This window comes from Cognatishimia sp. SS12 (assembly GCF_028369055.1).
Lineage (GTDB): Bacteria > Pseudomonadota > Alphaproteobacteria > Rhodobacterales > Rhodobacteraceae > Cognatishimia.
Window position 1 is genome coordinate 112,287 of sequence record NZ_JAQNCZ010000002.1, and the last position, 14,915, is coordinate 127,201.

13 protein-coding genes are annotated in these 14,915 nt (G+C 57.3%); 3 read left to right on the plus strand and 10 right to left on the minus strand.

The window, feature by feature from the left end; translation table 11 throughout:
* The first annotated feature begins 3 nt into the window (after positions 1-3).
* Positions 4-795 carry a cytochrome c1 gene (locus N6L24_RS05130; protein WP_271843588.1) on the plus strand — a complete coding sequence of 264 codons (792 nt, stop codon included), beginning with the start codon at positions 4-6 and terminating at the stop codon, positions 793-795.
* 100 nt (positions 796-895) lie between these two features.
* On the opposite strand, the gene N6L24_RS05135 is transcribed toward N6L24_RS05130, so the two are convergent.
* The 10 genes from N6L24_RS05135 to N6L24_RS05180 all read right to left on the minus strand — a co-directional run bounded on the left by N6L24_RS05135 (position 896) and on the right by N6L24_RS05180 (position 12,904).
* Positions 896-2,803, minus strand: coding sequence for a beta-galactosidase (locus tag N6L24_RS05135; RefSeq protein WP_271843589.1), 1,908 nt, complete (start codon positions 2,801-2,803; stop codon positions 896-898).
* An 8-nt stretch (positions 2,804-2,811) separates the two neighbouring features.
* A complete protein-coding gene (locus N6L24_RS05140) occupies positions 2,812-3,657 on the minus strand; it encodes an SMP-30/gluconolactonase/LRE family protein (protein ID WP_271843590.1) in 846 nt (281 codons plus the stop codon).
* Positions 3,657-4,262, minus strand: a complete 606-nt coding sequence (locus tag N6L24_RS05145) for a 2-dehydro-3-deoxy-6-phosphogalactonate aldolase (RefSeq protein WP_271843591.1) — start codon at positions 4,260-4,262, stop codon at positions 3,657-3,659. The genes N6L24_RS05140 and N6L24_RS05145 overlap by 1 nt, the downstream gene beginning before the upstream one ends.
* On the minus strand, positions 4,259-5,185 hold the full coding sequence (locus tag N6L24_RS05150; RefSeq protein ID WP_271843592.1) for a 2-dehydro-3-deoxygalactonokinase: 927 nt from the start codon (positions 5,183-5,185) through the stop codon (positions 4,259-4,261). The genes N6L24_RS05145 and N6L24_RS05150 overlap by 4 nt, the downstream gene beginning before the upstream one ends.
* A complete protein-coding gene (locus N6L24_RS05155; RefSeq protein ID WP_271843593.1) occupies positions 5,182-5,952 on the minus strand; it encodes an SDR family NAD(P)-dependent oxidoreductase in 771 nt (256 codons plus the stop codon). The genes N6L24_RS05150 and N6L24_RS05155 overlap by 4 nt, the downstream gene beginning before the upstream one ends.
* Positions 5,952-7,661 carry an IlvD/Edd family dehydratase gene (locus tag N6L24_RS05160; RefSeq protein ID WP_271843594.1) on the minus strand — a complete coding sequence of 570 codons (1,710 nt, stop codon included), beginning with the start codon at positions 7,659-7,661 and terminating at the stop codon, positions 5,952-5,954. The genes N6L24_RS05155 and N6L24_RS05160 overlap by 1 nt, the downstream gene beginning before the upstream one ends.
* Complete coding sequence (locus tag N6L24_RS05165) at positions 7,658-9,742, minus strand: alpha-galactosidase (protein WP_271843595.1); 2,085 nt, start codon at positions 9,740-9,742, stop codon at positions 7,658-7,660. The genes N6L24_RS05160 and N6L24_RS05165 overlap by 4 nt, the downstream gene beginning before the upstream one ends.
* A complete protein-coding gene (locus N6L24_RS05170) occupies positions 9,739-10,587 on the minus strand; it encodes a carbohydrate ABC transporter permease (RefSeq protein WP_271843596.1) in 849 nt (282 codons plus the stop codon). Before N6L24_RS05170 ends, N6L24_RS05165 begins: the two co-directional genes overlap by 4 nt.
* Position 10,588: 1 nt before the next feature.
* On the minus strand, positions 10,589-11,506 hold the full coding sequence (locus N6L24_RS05175; protein WP_271843597.1) for a carbohydrate ABC transporter permease: 918 nt from the start codon (positions 11,504-11,506) through the stop codon (positions 10,589-10,591).
* 132 nt (positions 11,507-11,638) lie between these two features.
* A complete protein-coding gene (locus N6L24_RS05180) occupies positions 11,639-12,904 on the minus strand; it encodes an ABC transporter substrate-binding protein (RefSeq protein ID WP_271843598.1) in 1,266 nt (421 codons plus the stop codon).
* 129 nt (positions 12,905-13,033) lie between these two features.
* Here N6L24_RS05180 and N6L24_RS05185 point away from each other — a divergent pair, with 129 nt between their 5' ends.
* Both N6L24_RS05185 and N6L24_RS05190 read left to right on the plus strand, forming a co-directional pair.
* The gene (locus N6L24_RS05185; protein ID WP_271843599.1) at positions 13,034-13,819 is read left to right on the plus strand and encodes an IclR family transcriptional regulator; all 786 of its coding nucleotides are present in this window, start codon (positions 13,034-13,036) and stop codon (positions 13,817-13,819) included.
* 16 nt (positions 13,820-13,835) lie between these two features.
* Positions 13,836-14,900: an ABC transporter ATP-binding protein gene (locus tag N6L24_RS05190; protein WP_271843600.1), complete on the plus strand. Its 1,065-nt coding sequence runs from the start codon at positions 13,836-13,838 to the stop codon at positions 14,898-14,900.
* Positions 14,901-14,915: the final 15 nt, after the last annotated feature.

The window sequence follows — 14,915 nt, forward strand, 5'->3', positions numbered from 1 at the left end:
AACATGCTTAAGAAAATTGCGATCTCCGCAGTTGCCGCCCTGTCCCTTTCGGCAGGTGCCGCAGTCGCCGCTGGTGGCGCTGGTCATGTGCACGACACGGATTTCTCCTTTGAGGGTCCGTTCGGCAAATTTGACCAGAACCAGCTGCAGCGCGGTCTGAAAGTCTACACCGAGGTTTGTGCCGCCTGTCACGGTCTGCGCTATGTGCCACTGCGCACCCTGTCAGACGAAGGTGGCCCACATTTCACCGAAGCACAGGTACGCGCCTATGCAGCGGAGAACTTTGAAACCTTCGACGCCGAAATCGACGACACGCGCCCAGCCAAGCCAGCGGATTTCTTCCCTGGCTCCAACCTGGAAAACGCGCCTGACCTGTCTCTGATGGCCAAGGCACGCTCTGGCTTCCACGGCCCGCAAGGCACCGGCATCAACCAGTTCTTCAAAGGCATCGGTGGCCCAGAGTACATCGTGTCCTTGTTGACGGGCTACACCGGCAAAACCATGGAGTCCGCTGGCACCACCTTCTATGAGAACACCGCGTTCCCAGGTGGCTGGATTTCCATGGCCCCACCACTGGAAGACGGTCTGGTCGAATTTGACGATGGTCACGACAACAGCCTGCATCATCAAGCCGAAGATATTGCGGCCTTCCTGATGTGGACTGCAGAGCCAAAGATGATGGCGCGCAAGCAGGCTGGCTTTGTCGGCGTGCTGATCCTGCTGATCACCACCGTGCTGCTTTATCTGACCAACAAACGGATCTGGGCCCCGATCAAAGGCAAAAAGAAAGCCTAAGATTGGTCCCCGATACGTAAAACGAAAGCCCCGCCATTTCGGCGGGGCTTTTTCGTTGCGGCACCAAAAAAATGCGCCCGCGAGGGGCGCAGTCTTGGGTCTAATCTTTGCGGGTTTCGCGCAGCACCGAGGCGGGCGCAAACTGGCGGCCTTCATAGTTGATCGGCGCGGCACCATAGTTGAACCAGAACCGCTCAGACGCCGTGTCGCGCAGGCGCAGCCCGCCCGGCAGATCCAGCACCGTCAGCCCTGCCTCTTGGCACAGCGGCGTTAGGATCGCGCGCCAGCCGGCGACATCCGCCCAGCCGGCCACATAACTCAGCTGGCCGCTGCGCATCACCGCAGGTTCACCATCAGCCGTGCGCAGCACCACATCCGCGCCCCCCTGCAGCAGTTCGCGATAGCCTGTGAAAGCCCCGCCACCTTCCAGCGCGATGGGCGAATCCGGGCGCAGGGATTCCAGCCGATCTACCGTGACATCCAGCCCAGCAATCGCTGGCGGCAACGGCACCGGGATGGTCATATCCGCATCGCGCGCTCCGCTGCGCGGGCCAAACACAACATGCCCCTGCGCCGCAATAAGCGCGGCTTTCAACGCGGCATCCATATGCATAAGACCCGGCGCATGGATCAGATCATAGCCCGAGAAATCGCGCGTTTCTGGGCGTAGGATGTCGATGGACTGCCCCATGGCGCGCAGCGCTTTGTAAACGTCAAACACCAGACCAAAGTAGCTCAGCCCAGCGCCATGCGGTTGCACGGCCCAGGCCGCATCAGCGTCATAATCAAAGATCAGCGCAACCCGCGCCTGATGCGGGGCCACATCCGGCGCCTGCGCAATTTCATCGCGCACAGCGCGCACTTCGTCCATGGCCTGCGCATCCACGCTGTCAGGGCGCAAGAGCCCCGCATGCAGCTGTTCCTGCGCCATCGGGGCCTGCCGCCAGCGGAAGTAACACACCGCTTCAGCGCCATGGGCAAAGGCCTCCCAGGACCAGAGGCGCACCATGCCCGGGAGCGGGGCGGGATTATAGGGGGCCCAGTTGACTGGGCCGGGCTGCTGCTCCATCACCCACCAGCGCCCGCGCCCCACAGCACGATAAAGATCGTGGTGCAGCGCCTGAAAATCCGGGTCGCCCTGACGCGCATAGGCCTTCTGATGCGCAGGTTCTGCGCCAACGCGATCCTCCAGAAAGCCCATGGGGTAGCTGTCCCAGCTGGCGATCTCAAGATCATCGCCCACCTTAAAGTGGTCGAAATCGGTGATCCGGCCCATGTAGTTATGGGCCGTTGGCGCAGCGGAGTGCGCCCGAATAATCTCGGCCTGCAGACGGTTGAAACTGACAACCTGATCAGAAGAGAAGCGACGGAACGCCAAGACATGCGCCGGGTTCGGCTCTGTCACCGTCAGATTGGGCAGCTCGATCTGTGCAAAATCATTATAGTCCATCGACCAGAAGATATTGCCCCAGGCCGCATTAAGCGCGGCGATATCGCCATAGCGCGCCTGACACCATTCCTGGAACGCGCGCCGCGCGGCCTCGCTGTAAGAAATCGTGGTGTCATGACAGCCATATTCATTATCGGTCTGCCAGGCCGCCACATGCGGGTTCTTGCCGTAGCGCCTGGCCAAAATCTCGACGATGCGGGCGCATTCGCGGCGGTAGCCTGCGTGGCTAAAGCAATAATGGCGGCGGGAGCCGAATTTGCGCGCACGCCCCTCGGCGTCATGGGCCAGCATGTCGGGGTATTTGTCGATCATCCACCGCGGGGGCGTCGCCGTTGGCGTGCCCAGCACCACCTTCAGGCCCGCCTGGCCAAGGACCTCAATCGCCTGATCGAGCCACTCAAGGTGCAGATCCCCAGGTGTCGGTTCCAGCCGCGACCATGCAAATTCACCGATGCGGACCCAAGTCAGGCCCGCCTCTACCATACGCTCAGCGTCCTTGGCCCAAAGCTCTGTTGACCAGTGCTCAGGGTAATAACACGTCCCTAGGGTTCGTTTCATGGATTAGCTCACAAGATGACCTGATGTTCGGCCTGCCCCGTTGCGTCAGGCAGTTCGATCACAAATGTTTTGCCTTCTGCGTCCCCCGTCAGCCCAATCGCTGCTGAGGTGGCATAAAGCTCATTGAGAGTGTCACCGCCAAAGGCCGGGCAACTGATCTGTTCGGCGTCAAATTCCACCGCCGTCAGAAAGATGCCCTCGGGGTTGTAACACGCGACGCGGTGAACGCCCCATTGCGCATTCCAAAGGTTGCCCGCCGCATCCACGACCGACCCATCCGGGTTCAAACCGTCTTCGGTCAGATCAACAAATACGGCAGGGTCCGCATTGGGCCAGCCCGCCGCGTCCAAGGACACTTTCATGATTTTTTTGGTAGCCGTATCGCAGTAATAAGCCAGATCGCCTTCGGGCGAAAAGCAGATCGAGTTTGAGATGGTGATATCACCCAAAACCTGACGCAGCTCACCGCGATAAAAGCGATAGATCGCCCCTGCGCCGGGTTCTGCGTTAAACCCCATGGTGCCGATCCAAAAGCCACCTTGCGGATCAGCGCGGCCATCATTTGACCGCGTGACTGCATTGTCCGCTTCCAGCGAAACCAAGAGATCCTTTGCACCGCTGGTCAGATCAAACCGGTAAAGGCCAGTTTCAGACGCGATGATCAATGTATCCGCATCCACCCAACCGGCGGCGGAGACATGTTCGTCAAAAGCCCACTCTCGCTCACTGCCTTGCTCCTGGGTCAAAAGCTTTTTGCCCAGGATATCAAACCAGAACATCTGACGGCGCAGCGGGTGCCACAAAGGCCCTTCGCCAAGGGCACATGGCCGCGCGTCAAATACCCTGGGGGCCATTAGGCTGTGACCTTGTCGTAGGCCGCGACAATCGCGTCAGCCTTGGCGCGCACTTCGGATGCCGACATGCCAGCCTTGTAGATGCCGCTGCCGATGCCAAAGCCGTTGGCTCCTGCTTCGATCCATTTTGCAAAATTGTCCGGGCCAGCACCGCCAACGGCATAAACGCCGACTTCAGGTGGCAGCACAGCGCGCATGGCTTTCAAACCCGCGATGCCTAGCAAATCACCCGGGAAAATCTTGAGCCCATCGGCCCCCGCGCGCAGGGCAGCGAAAGCTTCGGTTGGGGTGATCACACCGGGAAAAGATTGCATGCCCAGGGCTTTGGTTTTTTCGATCACGGGCACGCAGGCATCAGGCGATACGATCAGCTCGCCGCCCGCATCTTTGACACGCTGAACATCGTCTGGCGTCAGCACGGTGCCCGCACCGATCAATGCGTTTGAACCGAATTCTTTTGCAATGGCAGCAATGCTGTCCAAAGGTTGCGGCGAGTTCAGCGGCACTTCGATGCGGTCGATGCCCGCCTCGAGGATTTCCGCGCAGATTCCGACCACTTCATCGGGTTTCACACCACGCAGGATCGCAATTACTTCTCGGCTCATGTGTTCATATCCTTTACGTCAGAATAGGCCGCTTTCAGGCCATTCAGGGTCATTTCAGTCACGGAATGCAGCGTTGCCTCGCAGCCCTGCGTCGCCAAGCCAGCCTGATAGAGCTTGCACAGCGCCGGGGCACCAATCAAAGCGACGGGCATGCCCAGCCAGTAGGGGCGCGCGCCGGCCAGCTCAAGGCCAACAAGATAGCCGGACAACCGGGCCTTGCCCGTTGAAGCGGACATGCCCGCAACCAGTGCCTCGGCCCGCAGGCCAAACAATTTGCTGGCCACGCCTTGCGGCCTGCTCATGGTGTCCGCCAAAGCGCTTGCAAATTCATCTGCATCCCATTCGTCGCCGTTCACCGTGTGGCGCAGCACCGATTGTTTGGACAGCAGCGCAAAGACCTCTCCGGTCATATAGGTCTGAAAGCTGACAACCTCGCCCGCAGAGATGCGGGCCCATTTGGTATGGGTGCCGGGCAGGCACAAGACGCCATCAAAATCCGGGTTGTCGGCCAGAAAACCAGCGATCTGGGTTTCTTCGCCGCGCATGACGTCAGCCGGGCTTTGTTGTTTCAGCCCCGGCAGAATCCAAACCGAAATGCGCGCATCCTGTGCGGAAACGCGCGTGGCCCCTTTGCCATCCGGCGGGGCGCAAGGCACGGTTTGATAGGTGGCTTCTTTCCAGCCCTGCGCAGCGCCTACCATGCCGCAGCAAATCACCGGTGTGACTTTGCCAGTTGGCAGATCCTGATCAATCAATTCAAGCAGCGCGCCCTCAAACTCGGACGGGTCGAGCGACCCCATGCCCCGGTCGGATCCGCGTTCGGCCAGAACCTGGCCCGCCTCATCCAGCAAAGAAAGCCGCAGATTGCTGGTTCCCCAGTCCACGGCCACCAGCGCAACGCTGTCTTGAATTGTTTTGGTCATCCTGTAACCACTACTCCGCCATCCACAACGAGGGCCTGACCAGTCATCATCTTGCTTGCGTCCGACGCCAGGAAAAGCGTCGCGCCGACGATATCTTCGGGCCCCAAAGTATCTTTGAGACACTGGCGGCCAAGATGTTCGTCGAGCGCCTCGGGCGTAACCCAAAGCTCTTTCTGCTTGTCCGTAAGGACCCAGCCCGGTGCCAATGCGTTGACACGGATCTTGTCCGGACCAAATTCGCGCGCCAGGCTTCGGGTCATGCCATTGAGGCCCGAGTTGGCAGTTGTATAGGCCGGATAGCCCGCGTTGCCCATCATATACGATATGGATGTGAAATTCACAATGGTACCGCTACCAGCGGCTTTCATTCCCGCCACAACCTCTTGGCAGGCAAAGAAATAAGCCTTGAGATTGATCGCCTGAGACCAGTCCCAGAACTCTTCTGTCACCTCGTCGGTGCTGTGGCGTTTGTCGTTGGCTGCGTTGTTGATCAGCGCGGTCACAGGGCCATGCGCCGCAGAGGCCTGCTGAATGGCGGCCTTAAGCGCCGGGATATCGGTGATATCGCATTTGATGAACAACGGACGATTGCCGTGTTTCTGTTCCATCTCATCGCAAAACGCGGTGCTGTCTGAGCGCTGTACAAAGGCGACATTGGCCCCCTGCTCCAAAAAGCCCTCGGTCAGGAAGGCACCGATGCCAGCCCCGCCGCCGGTGATGAAGACAGATTTGCCCTTCAGGTCATGAAATGTTGCATTGATCGACATCAGTGGCTCTCCCTCGTCACTGGGCGGGTGTCTTTCCCCACCAAAAAGTCCAGATCGGCCCCTTTATCCGCCTGCAATACGTGATCGACGTACATTTTGGCGTATCCACGGGTGTAATACGGTTCCGGCGCAACCCAGGCTGCACGCCGTTTTTCAAGCTCTTCTTCAGAGACCAGCAATTCCAGAACCCCGGTCGAAGCCGAGATTTTGATGCGGTCGCCGGTCTGCACCAAGGCAATCGGCCCGCCTGCCGTCGCTTCGGGGGCGACGTGCAAAATGACCGTCCCAAACGCGGTGCCCGACATGCGCGCATCAGATACGCGCACGATATCGCGCACGCCCTCTTTGGCCAGTTTGGCCGGGATTGGCATGTCGCCGACCTCGGGCATGCCCGGATAGCCTTTGGGGCCGCAGTGTTTCAGCACCAGAATACTATCCTTCGTCACCGGCAAATCATCGCGGTCGATATTGGCTTTCAGCTCTTCGATGGTTTCAAACACATAGGCCTCGCCCTCGTGTTCCAGCAAATGATCGCTGGCCGCCGATGGCTTCACAATCGCCCCATTGGGGGCAATGTTGCCGCGCAACACACGCAGGCCCGCGGCTGGCTTGCGCGGTTCATCATAGCTGAAGATCACATCACGATTGTAACACTCGGCCTCGGCGTAATAATGCGAGATATCTTTGCCCATTACGGTATTGGCCGCGCGCAGTTTGTGGCTCACTTCCTTGAGCACCACAGGCACGCCCCCCGCATAGCAGAAATCTTCCATCAGGTATTTGCCGGACGGCATGCAGTTGACCAGCAGCGGGATCTCTCCACCGATCTCGAAGTCTTCCATGGTCAGGTCGATGCCCACACGGCCCGCCAGCGCCAGCAGATGCACCACCGCATTGGTCGAGCCACCCAGCGCGGCATTGGCGACAATGGCGTTTTCAAAATTTGCCTTGGTGAGAACATCAGACAGTTTCAGGTCCTCATCCACCATCTCAACGATGCGTTTGCCGGTCATATGCGCCAGCGCCATGCGCCGCGCATCGACCGCCGGCAAAGAGCCGTTCATCGGCAAGGATAGCCCCATCGCTTCGGAGAGAGATGACATGGTTGAGGCGGTGCCCATGGTCATGCAGACCCCTTTGGAGCGGCTCATACCGGATTCGGTTGCCATGAAATCTTTCAGCGTCATTTCACCCGCTTTCACCGCGGTCGCAAATTTGCGTACGTCGGTGCCCGAGCCAAGATCGCGCCCCTTCCACTTGCCGTTCAGCATCGGGCCGGAGGACACAACGATGGTCGGCAGATCCACCGAGGCCGCGCCCATGAGTTGGCCCGGCGTGGTCTTGTCACACCCACCCAACAGAACAACACCATCCATGCCATAGGCGCGGATCGATTCCTCGACATCCATCGCCAGCAGATTGCGGAACAACATGGCCGTGGGTTTCATCTGTGTTTCGCCCAGCGACATCACCGGAAATTCAACCGGAAACCCGCCAGCTTCCCAGACGCCCCGTTTGACCCCCTCGGCCAACTCGCGCAGGCCAGAGTTGCAGGGCGTCAGTTCGGACCAGGTGTTACAAATTCCGATGACCGGGCGACCGTCAAACGCATGATCTGGAAAGCCCTGGTTCTTCATCCAGCTGCGCCGGATGAAGCCATCTTTGTCCATCATGCCATACCAATTGCGATTGCGTCTTTCCTTGGTCATAGCCGAGTTCCTTCGATCACCCACATAGTTCCGGGGAAGCTCCACGGCAGGGTCAGTCCGTGGTTCATCAGATAGGCCCCGCTGATTTCCAGTGCCTCGGACTTCAACAGCGGTGTCCCACGGGACAGCTCAGGTGCATCCGCCCGGTTCAATAGCTCAATGCGATAGGTCGCGTCTGGTGTCAGCCGGGTCAGACGCAGCGGACGGGGCGCAATCTGCGCCGAGGTATCCGCCTTCCCGGCGAACACGACAAAGCGCCCGCCGCCTTCGGCCAGCTGCTGTTCGGCAATCACCGCCGGGTCTGGGCTGTCCAGTCGCAGGATGTCGGCGCGCAACGTCCAGTCCCGGTTGTCTTTCCACCATTGCGTGACATCCGTCAGAACCTGGATCTCATCTTCCGTCAACTCACGCGGGTCCATTTCAAACCCCATATGACGCTGTGCCGCGACCCAAGCCCGATAGCGAATATCAAACACGCGGCCAGAGGTATGACATTCACGCGGACCCACATGCGAGCCGGTCACAGCCATCGGCAAGAAAATCGCCGCATTGTGCTGCATGCGCAGACGCTCAAGCGCATCGTTGGAGTCCGACAGCCAGACACGGTGCGTGCGGCTGAGAATGCCAAAGTCGATGCGGCCACCGCCTGAGGCACAGCTCTCGACCTCGACATGCGGGAACGCGGCGCGCAGACGGTCGATCAGCGCATAAGAGCCCCGGGTCTGCGCTGCATCCGGCATCGGCAGGACGCGGTTGTGATCCCATTTGATATATTCGATCTCGTGATCGCGCAGAATGGCCCCAATACGTTCAAACAGGAAATCGCGCACTTCAGGCAGCGCCATGTTCAGCGCCTTTTGCTGACGACCCAGGATCTGATCTTCGCCGCCCAGCGCCCATTCCGGGTGCGCGCGGTGAATGTTGGAATTCTCGTTGATCATTTCCGGCTCAAACCAGATACCAAACCCCATGCCGAGGCTTTGCACATGGTCGATCAGCGGCTTTAGCCCATCCGGGTATTTGCGCGGGTCGACTTCCCAATCTGAAAGCGCCTGCGTGTCGTCATCCCGGTTGCCAAACCAGCCATCATCGAGCACAAAACGCTCCGCCCCAAGCTTGGCCGCGCGGTCCGCGATATCTTTCAGCTCTGGCAGGTTGTGGTTGAAATAGACCGCTTCCCAGCAATTGTAATGCACCGGGCGCTTCATCTCGCCGCCGGGCCAATCCACAACGCGATCGCGCAGATGGCGCTGGAATGCCACGGCGCAACCGTTGATTCCATCGTCAGAGAACATCGCGTAAAGCTTCGCGGTGCTGAAGCTTTTTTGTGCCGTCATCTCAACACGGGTTGCATGGCCAAATTGAATCTGGCGACGCCCATCTGGCAATTCTTCGGCCGCCATGCGATGGCCACCGGACCAGCCGTAGTGGAAGGCATAGGCATGCCCACTGGCATTGGTTGCGCCACGGCAGGGCACGATCAGGCCGGGGAAATGTTCATGCCCGGTGCGCCCCGTGCGATTTTCACGATACCGCATACCGGCAGACCAAGGCGTGCGATTCATCTGGAATTCACCACACCAGCGGCCGGCGAAATCAATCATCTCGTCAGAAAACTGCGGGCCCGGGAATACGGGCGCAGACAACCAGTGAAGGTGCACGGGCTTTTCGCTCTGAACCGAGGCCTGCGCCTCGATTACATGCGTGAACGCATCAATGGTGAACGAGGCTGCGTAGGTCAGCGACAGGGATTTGTCGACAAAGGTCAACGTCAGGGCGTTGTCCTCTTCCTTGGCCTCTTGGAAACAGAATTTTGGCAGCAGCGGCGAACCGTCTGCGCCCCGGATACTCATACCCGGCTGCCCGGGGAACGTGCGCGTTGCCTCCGGACATATGGAAAGCTCTGGATTTTGGTCCAGCATCCCCCCTGTCACATCCAGCACTTGGGCTTGGTACAGGGTGGTTAGATTTTCGGAATCAGAAAGCCTTGGGCCCCAATAGACCACCTCAGCGAGGTGGTCATTTTGGGACCCAAGAACGAGCGTTTGACGCGAGTCATCAAGACGCCAGCATCGAATCATTTAACGGCTCCTAAGGTGAGGCCTGCGATAAAGTGCTTTTGCATCAGGAAGAACATAGCAACCGGAGGCAAAGCGGCGACAATGGACCCCGCACTCATCAGGTGATACGCCGCACGATACTGAGCATTAAAGCTCGTGATCCCTGCGGTGACGGGCTGGCTTTCAGCCCCCTGCGTCAGCACGATTGCCCAAAAGAAATCGTTCCAGATGAAGGTAAAGATCAACACCGCCATGGCCGCAAGCGCGGGTTTCATGAGCGGGAGAACCACATACCAGAAGATCCGCCATTCTGCGACACCTTCCACACGCGCCACCTCGATCAGATCGAAAGGCAGCGCCCGAATGAAGTTGCGCATGAACAGCGTACAGAAGCCGGTTTGGAACGCGATGTGGAAAAGTACAAGACCTGGAATGGTATTATACAGCCCCATATCCAACGTAATGTCCCGCACGGGCACCATGAGGATCTGAAACGGCACAAAGTTGCCGGCCACGAACATGAAAAAGATCCAGAGGTTCGATTTGAACTTATAGATCCCAAGCGCAAATCCCGTCATGGACGACAGGACCACACAGCCGACCATGGTGGGCACCGTGATCAGGACCGAGTTCAACATGTAGCGCGGCATGTCCGAGGCAAAGAAGACCTTGCCATAGTTTTCCAGCAGCTCAAAAGACGTCGGCAGACCCCAGTAGTTACCCGTGGTGAAATCTGCATCCGGCTTGATGGAAAAGACCGCCACTGCAAGCAATGGCAGCAGCCACAGCACCAGGGCGATCGGCAGCAGCGCTTGATAGGTCAGCTGCCAGCTGCGGGAGGTTTTATCGATGGGTGTCGGAAACATATCAACGGCCCCCTTTGTCGTCTTGGTACATCGAGTACAGGAAGTACGCGATGAAGAAGAGCATGATGATGAAAAGGACAACGGCGATCGCCGCGCCATAGCCCATACGGAAACCATATTCAGACAGCGCCACTTCGAACATGTAGAACGACAGCACGCGGCTTTCGCCGAATGGACCGCCATTGGTCATGATCGAAATCAGGTCAAAGGACCGCAACGCACCGATGATGGTCACAACAAAGGCAATAAAGGTCGCCGGCTTCAGCTGCGGCACGATGATGTGCCAAAGCATGCGCCACCCCTTTGCACCGTCAAGCCGCGCCGCTTCGATCTGTTCTGGATCAACCGCGTTCAGACCCGTCAGATACAGGATCATGCAATAGGCCGTCTGCGGCCAAAGGCCCGCAGCGATAATGCCGTAGGTCACATAGCGTTCATCGCCAAGAACATTCACCGGGTCGATCCCGAAGAGGCCGAGGAACTGGTTGAGCAAGCCGAAACTCGGATCATAAAACCAGGTGAACACCAGCCCAACGACAACCTGCGAAATAACGAATGGGAAAAAGAACAGCGCTTTGTAAAGTCGGATGCCCGTCACTTTTTGGTTGAGGAAAAGCGCAATCAGCAAGCCAGCCGGAATGGCCAAGAGATACAGGACCAGCCAGATCAGGTTGTTGCGCAAAGAAACGTAAAACGCATCATCCCAATACAATTCTTCATAGTTGCCAAGGCCAACCCAGGTCGCCTCGCCAAGCCCGTCCCAATCATAGAAAGAGACGCTGACAGAAGAGAAAATGGGATAAATTACGTAAAGCAGAAAGAACGCGACGCCAGGAATTAGAAAGAGCCAAGGCGTTACGGCGATCTCATTCCGCTTGTACCACGACGATTGCGTCGGGGTCTCAGTGGATAAAGACATGTCGATCTCCGATATAAAGGGGATTCGCGTCTCGTAAATCTGAGGCCGGAAAGTCTGGTGTGGGCCTGATGACGGCGCGAATTTTCAGAGAAAAAGGCGCAGCACGGCTGTGCTGCGCCTTTCCAAGATGGATTACTTGTAGATGCGCTTTGCGGCGCGATCCAAACGATCCAGGATCTTATCGAGGTTGTCAGGTTTCACCATGAATTCCTGGAACCCTTCCATGGCGACCTTCGCCATTTCAGCAGGTGCATCACGGTCAAAGAACTGCGCAACACCGCCTGGGCTGTTTTGCGACAGCATGACAAAGCCTTCTTTCAGGAACTTGTCGTCATCCACAGAAGATTTCGCGTTCACAGGCAGCTGACCCAGGTTGTCCCCATTGTTGATGAGGGTCTGGTTGTCGGCAGAAACGACGAATTTCAAGAATTCTTTTGCCGCTTCTTTGTTCTGAGCGCCCGAAGGAATGTGGAAAGTATCGGTTGGCGCGTCTTCCGCCAGCTCCACATCTGGGTTGATCGCTGGGAACTGATAGAAGTCCAGCTTGCTGTCATCCAGACCTGCATCACGGAGCGGTGCCACCGCGAAGTTACCCTTCAGAATTTCGACCGCATCGCCTGAAACGAAGAACGGCAAAGATTCTTGCCAGCTATAGGCGGTGTGGTTGTCGATGAATGCGCCCATATCGAGCAGTTCGCGCCAGTTTGCAAAGGTCTTTGCCACGCCTTCGTCGGTCCATGGAATTTCGCCGCCGGTCAGCTTTGCGTGATAGTCATAGCCGTTGGTACGCATGTTCAGATAGTCAAACCAACCACCTGTCGTCCAATAGTTCTTAGAGCCCAGCGCATAACATTTGCGGCCCGAATCCAAGATTGCCTGACAGTTAGACTTCATTTCTTCGAAGTTTGCTGGTTCGTTCAGGCCCAGCTCTTCGTAGATGTCTTTGCGATAGTAAACACCCCACTGATAATAGGTGTAGGGCACGCCCCACTGTTTGCCATCCAAAGTCATCGCACCTTTGGTGGATGCCAGATCTGCCAGCGTTGGGTCGGTCCAAACATCAGAGATGTCTTCGAACAGGCCCGCGTCAACATATGGCTTCATGCGGTTTGCCGCGTACCAGTTTGCAACGTCTGGCGCATTGGCTGTCAGGAAGTTGCGAATCTGCGTCTTGTAAGCTTCGCGATCAATCACTGTCAGTTCGATGTTCAGGTCGGGGTGCATTTCCCCAAACCGCTCAACCATGCCCTCCATAACGGCACGGGGTGCCGGGTTGGACATATCCGAGAAAATGACGAGATCGCCAGACAGTTTAGCGTGGCTTTCAGCCCACGCGCCCGTAGTAAGGGCAACTGTCGCAGCAAGTGACGCCAAAACAGACTTCGATTTAAGGAACATGGTTTTCCTCCCCATTTAGGTTCCAAATATTGAGACCAAGTTTTAACTATTGAAAACAATGAAACGTAGAAGTAACGTTGTCAACATGTTTCGGCGGCGGGGAAACGCCGGGACAGGGAGGAACATAGAATGATCAAGCCGGAAAAAAAGGACGGCACGGTCGGTAAAGCTTTGGAAATTCTCGAGCTCGTCGCGGATTTCGAAAGACCTGTGCGCTTTTCAGAATTGCTGGCGCGCAGTGATCATCCAAAGGCGACCGTCTATCGATTCTTACAGACTTTAACGAATCAGGGGATGCTTTCGTATGATGAATCGCATCAAACCTACGGAATCGGACTAAAAGTTTTACGCCTTGCACATGCCGCCTGGAAGAACGCTTCGCTCGCTCCAATCGCCTCGGAAATAATGGACGATTTGGCCAAAAATGTACACGAAACCATTCATTTAGCACAAATGGAGAATGGTCAGGTCCTCTTCGTGGACAAGCGCAGAAGCTCATCTCTCTTTGATACATTGGCCCAAACCGGCCGGGTGGCCCCTGCACATTGTACTGGCGTTGGCAAAGTAATTCTGGCTTTTATGAGCCCGGAAAGGCTTGAACGGGCCCTGCGACAGCAGGCTTTCGTCCCCTATACGAAGGCAACGCATCGGGACCGCGACAGTCTAATAGGAGAATTTGAGGAAATCCGAGAGAGTGGTGTGGCATTCGATCGGGAGGAGCATGAAGAAGGGATCATTTCGATTGCGGCACCCATTTTGTTGAACAACGGCAAAGTTGTAGGGTCAGTTTCAATCGCAACGTCCACCACACGTCATTCGCTGAGCGATCTTCAGGATTTTAAGGCTCTGTTGACTGAAACAACGAAAAAAATCGGCGATGCGGCCACCACGTGGCAGTTTCCCTCACCAAACTAAGTGGAGATGAATCTAAATGTCGGGTGTAGAACTCACGAACGTCATCAAGAAATACGGCGAAACCCAGGTCATTCACGGGGTCGATCTGAAAATCGACAACGGGGAATTTTGTGTATTTGTTGGCCCATCGGGCTGCGGCAAGTCCACGTTGTTGCGTATGGTGGCCGGTCTTGAAGAAACCACTGGCGGGACCATCGAAATTGGCAGCCGCGACGTGACCCACGCTGATCCGTCCGAACGCGGTGTGGCGATGGTGTTCCAGACCTATGCGCTTTATCCGCATATGACCGTCGAAGAGAACATGGGGTTCGGTCTGAAAATGAACGGCGTGCCCAAGGCGGAAATCGAAAAGAAGGTCGCCGAGGCGTCGCAGATTCTGCAGCTTGACCAATATTTGAAGCGCAAACCCAAAGCGCTCTCGGGCGGTCAGCGTCAGCGTGTGGCCATCGGCCGTGCCATTGTGCGTGGCCCAGAGGTGTTCCTGTTTGACGAACCCCTCTCCAACCTTGACGCCGAACTGCGTGTGGACATGCGTGTTGAAATCGCGCGCCTGCACAGCGAAATCGGCGCAACCATGATCTACGTCACCCACGACCAGGTCGAAGCGATGACCCTCGCAGACAAGATCGTGGTGCTGCGCGCCGGTCATATTGAACAGGTTGGCGCACCCATGGATCTGTTCCGTGATCCTGACAACAAATTCGTCGCTGGCTTCATCGGTTCACCGTCGATGAACTTCCTCACTGGCGTGGTTCAGGGTGGCAGCGTGCGCGTCCCGGCGCTGAATGACGAAGTGATCGAAACCACGGTAACTTTGCCAGCAGACGGCACCGAAGTTCTCGTCGGCATGCGCCCGCAACATCTGGGCGTGACCTCTGATGCGGCCTCTAGCGTCAAGGTCGAACTGGCCGAGCAACTCGGCGGCGTGTCCTATGAATACCTGCGCGCAGCAACCGGCGAGCGGATCATCGTAGAATCCAAAGATGACGATGTGCTGCCCAAAGGCGATACCGTGAAGGTCGCTTTCGATCCGAGCCGCGTCATGTTCTTTGACGCCAAAACCGAAGCGCGCCTGCGCTGAGGCATCGGCTGATCA

Excerpts from the sequence above, each read along its gene's own strand:
- N6L24_RS05155 (WP_271843593.1), bottom strand. The coding sequence starts at position 5,952 with ATGTCGATCAATGCAACATTTCATGACCTGAAGGGCAAATCTGTCTTC.
- N6L24_RS05160 (WP_271843594.1), bottom strand. The coding sequence starts at position 7,661 with ATGACCAAGGAAAGACGCAATCGCAATTGGTATGGCATGATGGACAAA.
- N6L24_RS05165 (WP_271843595.1), bottom strand. The coding sequence starts at position 9,742 with ATGATTCGATGCTGGCGTCTTGATGACTCGCGTCAAACGCTCGTTCTT.
- N6L24_RS05130 (WP_271843588.1), top strand. The coding sequence starts at position 4 with ATGCTTAAGAAAATTGCGATCTCCGCAGTTGCCGCCCTGTCCCTTTCG.
- N6L24_RS05190 (WP_271843600.1), top strand. The coding sequence starts at position 13,836 with ATGTCGGGTGTAGAACTCACGAACGTCATCAAGAAATACGGCGAAACC.
- N6L24_RS05175 (WP_271843597.1), bottom strand. The coding sequence starts at position 11,506 with ATGTCTTTATCCACTGAGACCCCGACGCAATCGTCGTGGTACAAGCGG.
- N6L24_RS05140 (WP_271843590.1), bottom strand. The coding sequence starts at position 3,657 with ATGGCCCCCAGGGTATTTGACGCGCGGCCATGTGCCCTTGGCGAAGGG.
- N6L24_RS05180 (WP_271843598.1), bottom strand. The coding sequence starts at position 12,904 with ATGTTCCTTAAATCGAAGTCTGTTTTGGCGTCACTTGCTGCGACAGTT.
- N6L24_RS05170 (WP_271843596.1), bottom strand. The coding sequence starts at position 10,587 with ATGTTTCCGACACCCATCGATAAAACCTCCCGCAGCTGGCAGCTGACC.
- N6L24_RS05185 (WP_271843599.1), top strand. The coding sequence starts at position 13,034 with ATGATCAAGCCGGAAAAAAAGGACGGCACGGTCGGTAAAGCTTTGGAA.
- N6L24_RS05150 (WP_271843592.1), bottom strand. The coding sequence starts at position 5,185 with ATGACCAAAACAATTCAAGACAGCGTTGCGCTGGTGGCCGTGGACTGG.
- N6L24_RS05145 (WP_271843591.1), bottom strand. The coding sequence starts at position 4,262 with ATGAGCCGAGAAGTAATTGCGATCCTGCGTGGTGTGAAACCCGATGAA.
- N6L24_RS05135 (WP_271843589.1), bottom strand. The coding sequence starts at position 2,803 with ATGAAACGAACCCTAGGGACGTGTTATTACCCTGAGCACTGGTCAACA.